Annotated in this window: 2 protein-coding genes; both read right to left on the bottom strand. The window is 73.9% G+C overall.

Annotated features, from left to right (window positions below):
• Positions 1-729, bottom strand: a 729-nt coding sequence (locus ASE87_RS08410) for an NADPH-dependent F420 reductase (protein WP_082452498.1), incomplete at its 3' end; no start/stop codon positions are given.
• Between the two features lie 125 nt (positions 730-854).
• Positions 855-1,358 (bottom strand): LPXTG cell wall anchor domain-containing protein (locus tag ASE87_RS08405; protein WP_162235870.1); only part of this gene is annotated, 504 nt, incomplete at its 5' end.

Raw genomic sequence — 1,358 nt, 5'->3', positions numbered from 1 at the left:
CCCCGCCGTGACCTCCGGCGTCTCGTCGGCACCGACGGCCGGGTTCGACGAACGTCGCGCGCGAGCCACCGCGAGTCCGCGTTGCGAGCTCCAGAAGTCGCGCACCGTCTCGCGGAGCTCGGATGCACCGACGTCCGCCCCGAAGGCCAGCGACCCCGGCTCGAGGGCGATGCCGTCGGCCAGGGTGGGCAGGGCGACGGGGTCGAAGCCGATGGCGTCCACGAGGTCCGCGACGACGTTGAGTGCCTCTCGGTCGTCCGACGCCAGGGCGATCGCGCTCCGCTCGGGATCACCGGCGGGCAGGGCTCCCTCGTCGAGGTCGTGGTACCCCATGTGGTTGAAGCCCTTCACGACGCGTGCCGTGGGCAGGTGCTGCTGGACGAGCTCGCTCGTCGAGGTGCGGACGTCCGAGAGGTCGTCGCGCAGGCCGTCCGTCTCCCACCAATAGTTCATGGCGTCGACGACGACCTTGCCCGCCAGGGCATCCACCGGGACCGAGTCGAGCTTGCCGAGCGGCAGGGCCAGGACGACGATGTCGGCCTCCCGTGCCGCGTCGGCCGACCAGACCGCTCGGGCCCCGGGGGCGATCACGTCGACGATGAGGCGGATGCGGGCAGGGTCTCCCGAGCCGGAGAGGAGGACGGGGTGGCCGGCGGCGTGGACGAGGCGGGCGAGGACGGTGCCGACCTTGCCCGCGCCGAGGATGCCGATGGTGGGTGCGGACGTCATGTGTCGTGCAACGCACGGGGGCATCCGGCGATTCCGGACGCGGCGATGCACCGCAGGCCCCTGAACCAGGTCTGCGGTGCACCGTCGGTGTGGAGTCGCTCAGAAGCGAGCGACGGAGGCGGCCGTCAGGCGCGGGCCGTCCGGCGGCGGGCCGCCACGAGCAGGCCGAGTCCGGCGAGCAGCGCCAGCAGTCCACCCAGAAGCGGGGCCGTCGCGTCATCTCCGGTGAAGGCGAGCGACGAGTCGGCGGCGAGAGCCGAGGAGGCGCTGGTCCCCGAGGCGAGGACGCTGCGGTCGGCCGCCGCGGCGGTCACGAGCACGGTGCCGGTGGTCCCGGTGGTCCCGCCGAAGCCGTCGATGCCGGCGGTGTCCTCGGTGCCGGGCGCGGTGGTGCCGTCGTCACCCGGGGTGGCGGGCGTCGTCGGGTCGACCGGGTCGGTCGGGTCGAACGGCTCGGCCGGGTCGACGGGGATCGTCGGGTCGGTGGGGTCGGTCGGCGTGGTGGGGTCGGTCGGCGTGGTGCCGGTCGTCCCGTCCGTGACGTCGGTGTCGCCGATCACCGCGACGGCGTTGCCCGACAGGTCGATCGGCAGCGAGATCGAGGGGACGACCTGGGTGCCGCCGAGGAT

Origin of the sequence: Frigoribacterium sp. Leaf44, assembly GCF_001421865.1 — a bacterium.
Taxonomy (GTDB): Bacteria; Actinomycetota; Actinomycetes; order Actinomycetales; family Microbacteriaceae; genus Frigoribacterium.
The sequence above is the reverse complement of the archived record's forward strand: the minus strand, read 5'-3'. Positions and strand labels throughout refer to the sequence as shown.